Source organism: Micromonospora sp. NPDC023814, assembly GCF_040639595.1.
Taxonomy (GTDB): domain Bacteria; phylum Actinomycetota; class Actinomycetes; order Mycobacteriales; family Micromonosporaceae; genus Micromonospora.
Map to the genome: position 1 here is coordinate 1 of NZ_JBFAAF010000183.1, position 3351 is coordinate 3351.

The 3351-nt window shown below is 67.7% G+C and carries 2 protein-coding genes; both read left to right on the top strand.

All coding sequences use genetic code 11. The features are described from left to right. Positions 1 to 740: 740 nt before the first annotated feature. Complete coding sequence (locus tag AB0G14_RS35135; RefSeq protein ID WP_357705033.1) at positions 741 to 2288, top strand: DUF2397 family protein; 1548 nt, start codon at positions 741 to 743, stop codon at positions 2286 to 2288. Further along, positions 2285 to 3274: a DUF2398 family protein gene (locus AB0G14_RS35140; protein ID WP_357705035.1), complete on the top strand. Its 990-nt coding sequence runs from the start codon at positions 2285 to 2287 to the stop codon at positions 3272 to 3274. Before AB0G14_RS35135 ends, AB0G14_RS35140 begins: the two co-directional genes overlap by 4 nt. Positions 3275 to 3351 lie beyond the last annotated feature (77 nt).

The window sequence follows — 3351 nt, forward strand, 5'->3', positions numbered from 1 at the left end:
CCCGGTTGACCCCTATCGAGTACGAGACCATCATGACCCCACTGGCCAGTCAGGCCGCGTGACTAAAACTGTCACCTATCGGTGCAGCAGACCCCGGTTCCTGCCCAAGACTCAGGCGCAGTCGATGTGCTTCGTTGCCGCGAGACGGTAGGGGCAACCCCGGCTACCGCACGCCGCTCCCATCCCTCGCCGCTGCGCGGCTGCGGTGCGCGTCGGCTTGTATCGAACACTGCCGCAGCGCTCGCGAGAGGCCACGCCGACAGCGCTCCGTCGATGGCGGACCTCCAACCCCTGCGGGTCAGGTCAGCGCAAGCTGGCCCTCGCATGCCTTCGGTGACATGTCCCCTTCGCTGATTTACGTCGAGGTCTCGCTGATCATGACAAACGTGAGCGCGTAGGGCGGGCTGGACACGTTCAGTATGTGCCCGGGTCAGGCGAGGTGGGCTAAGCCGTCGATGACGGTGAGGCGGTTCTTGAGTCGGTAGCTGCGTCCTTGATCGTGACGTGCCTGAAGACAGGTTGACCCAACCTGTCGATAGTTAGTTCGGATGACGTTCGATGAGGGACGGCCCAGTAGTGGTGGTCCGGGTGTCGATTCCTGTGCCCAGGGCTGCGTTTCGGGCCCTGAAGACCGTAATCTTGCGGCGTCGGTCACTGGTGCGTCTCAGAGAGTAGCGAGAAAGTGTTGATGAGTGCCGCGACGATGGCGCGGTAGGTAACGGTCGTCCGGGAGGAATTGCGTGCCGAACCCGCCACGGCTGTGGTGGCAGGACATCGATCCGGTCGTGTGGCGATGCTTCGGCCAACCCGAGGACCTGGCGCGCGAGCGCAATACGGCAGTGTTGGCAGCCCTGGAGGAGTTGGCGACACGCGCCCCGATGTCGACGCCGGCCGACATCCGGGCGCAGATGCGCGACGCCGGCTTCCGCGACCAGGTTACCGAATTCGAGCTGCGTACGGTGCTCGACTACCTGACGAGCGCGCATCTCGTTGAGCCATTCCGGGACTATGCGGCGCTCAACGCGGGTTTGGATGCGGTGGTCCGCCGGCAGGAGGCCTGGGCGCTGACCAAGATCGGCCGGGCCGTGGTGGCCGCGGTGCGCACGGCTGTCGTCGACTCGCGGCGGGCGCTGCAACTGCCGAGCCGTCTTCTCGACAGCGTCGAACGCACGGTCCGTGATCTGATCGAGCATCTCTCTTCCGACGCTGGGCTGCTGCCAACCGACCTGGATGACGTCCGGACGAGGCTGGACGAGATGCAGCGTGTCACCGCCGACTTCTACGCTGCGCTGGCGCAGATGGTGCAGTCCGACGTCACCGATGATCTGCTGTTCGGGGAGAACCGTGATCGTGTCATCGAGGCCCTGCGGCAGTTCCCGCGCGAGTATGGGCGAGCGCTCCGCCGGGTCGAGGCGGCCCTGACCGACTTGGAGTCGGCCGGGCACCGGCCGCTGGTCGAGACCGCCGCCATGCACGCGGGCCTGCTTGACGCCCGAGATCAGCAGGACTGGATCGACGAGCGGGTGCGTCGGCTGTCCGACCTGGCCGCCTGGTTCGCCCCTTTGGGTCCGGTGCAGCGGCTGATCTCCTCGGCGGCCGGCGCCGTGCATACCCTCCTGGTGGCCATCGATCGACGCTACACAGCCCTGCGGCGTGGCTCGGATCTGGCCGCCGACTTCCGGGAACTCGCCTACAGCTTGTACGCCCAGCCGGACGACGAGGCTGCCCGCCGGGTGTACGCGGCCGCGTTCGGCCAATGGCCTGCCGTGCATGCGGTCGTCGGGACGGCCGAAGAAGACGTCGCCCACGCCACCCCGGCAGCCGGTGGGATCAGCCGGCACCAGGTGGATGTGATCCTGCGCGAGCACGAACGCGTCGGTCGCTCCAGCGGCCGTCCCCGCAAGGTCCCGGACGCCGGTGCTGCCCGGGCTGCCGCTCTGGAGAAGGCTGCCGCCACCGCAGCGAACCGGCGACGCTTCAGCGCGTTGCTGGCCACCGACGGCGAGGTGCCGCTGAGTTACTTCACCGGTCTGGAGACACCGGCGTTGGTGATCCTGCTCGGCGCGATCGAAGTAGCGCGCAACACGATTGATGCCGCTACCGGATACGGCGAAGTCCATGCCGAGGGTGCCAGCGTGGTCGTCCGGGTCCGGTTGGGCCGCCCCGAGACCCACCTGCCGGTCCGGTTTGCCGAAGGGACCCTGGTGGCGCCGGAACTCTTGATCACCGTGACCCCGACCGAAGCCGCCCAGGATCCGCAGGTCGTGATGACGGAGGGCGCCGCATGACCCAGCGGCTTCTCGACCCAGACCTCGCCGACGCGGCACGCCACCTAATCCTCACCTGCCGGATCTCTTCGGCCGATGATCCGGTTCGCTACCGGGCGGTGCTACGCGGCCGGCGGGAGATCACCGACTTCTTCCGTACGGAATTAGGGTGGACCCTGCACATTCACGACGTTGGTGGGATGGTGCGCCTGCATAAGCGCCGTGACGATGTTCCCGGGGATCGCGGACCGCGGCTGCAGCGGCGAAGCGGACGAGGCGAGTTGGCTCCCGCTCAGGTGCTGGTGCTGGCCGCGCTGGTCTGTGAACAGCTGTGGCGGCGTCCGCGGATCAGCCTGCGCGAGCTGTTGCAGTCGGTGGCTCAGGTGTGCGCCGCCGAGGCGGCCACGGGTCGGCTACCGGCTTTCCGGATCGTGGCAGCGGACGGGGTCAGCAAGCGTGAAGCACAGGCCGCACGGGCGAACATTGTGGATGCGATCAAGCTGCTGCAGATGGACGGGGAGATCAGCGTCGACGCGGACCTGGACCGGGCGGTGACAGACGAGAACGCGGAGGTGTTCATCACCGCTGACCGCGACAGCCTCGCCAACAAGTTCGCCTCGTTGTCGCCGACGCTGTTGTCGTTGAGCGACCGGGCCCCCAGTCAGCACGTCGCCACGCTGACAGCGATCTCGCTTCCGGACGCCGAGCCGGACGCCGTCGCGCAACGGCAGGCCAGCGTGGAGGGGCGCCGGCTGACCGCGCTGCGGCGGGTGGCGGACGACCCTGCCGCTGACCCAGAGGACGACCCGAACCCGGTCGGCTACCTCGCCACCTCGACCGGCCGGGAACGCGCGTTGAACATCGCCGCCGCGCTGGGGCTTGTCGCCAGCGTGCGCCGCGACTGGTGGGAGATCACCGACCCGACGGGATCCGCCTCTGACTTCGACTTCCCGCAGGGCCGCAAGACAGAGCGCCAGGGTGCGCTAGTACCAACGCCGTTCAGTTAGGCGTGGGCGTGGCTGGTCAAGGGGTGTGTTGAACGGGGTTTGAGAGGCGGGGTTCCGGTATCAAGGTTTGTCACTCC